The organism is Protofrankia sp. CiP1_Cm_nod2 (assembly GCF_920664355.1).
Taxonomy (GTDB): Bacteria; Actinomycetota; Actinomycetes; order Frankiales; family Frankiaceae; genus Protofrankia.
The window spans coordinates 1-600 of sequence record NZ_CAKKTL010000012.1 but is presented as its reverse complement, the minus strand read 5'-3'; the positions used below and the strand labels follow the sequence as shown (position 1 = coordinate 600).

The following is a 600-nucleotide window of genomic DNA, read 5'->3' as shown; positions in this document are numbered from 1 at the left end:
TCGGAAGAGCCACGCTCGGCCTGGCCACGCTCGGCCTGGCCACGGTCGGAAGAGCCACGGTCGGACTGGCCACGGTCGGAAGAGGCACGGTCGGAAGAGCCACGTCCCTGGCGGTCGCCGCTCGGGCGGTCGCCCTGCTGGCGCCCCTGGCGTTCACCGGACGCGGGACGCTCGGTCGGCGAACGGTCGCTATCCGACTGCTGACGGTCACGCCTGTCCTCGCGGGCCCGGGCGTTGCCGTTCTCCGACGGGCGGGGAAGGCTGGCCGTCTCGGCCGGCACGGCGACCACCGGCGCGTCCGTCACGCTGGGTATCGAAGGGGGGGGAGTGCTCTCCGCCACGGCGACGGGCTCGGCCGCGGCCGGTGCCACAACGGCTTCCGGCGTGCCGGCGGCCCGCGTGCGGCCGGCACCGCTCGTCGCCTCGGGGGCGGCCGCGGCGGCGGGCTGAGCCTGCCCGGGGCCAGGCAGGACGTCGGTCAGGCTCGTCTGCTCCGCCGGGGCTCTGGACGGGCTGCCCGACCCACGGGAGGCGGCCCGACGGCTGCGTCCACGCGTGGGCGCCTCGGCCGGCGCGCTCGTGCTCACGGCCGGTGCTGGC

Annotated in this window: 1 pseudogene; it reads right to left on the bottom strand. The window is 77.7% G+C overall.

The features are described 5' to 3' along the window. Positions 1 to 587, bottom strand: a pseudogene (locus NBW84_RS02355) (hypothetical protein); the annotation flags it as partial. Positions 588 to 600: the final 13 nt, after the last annotated feature.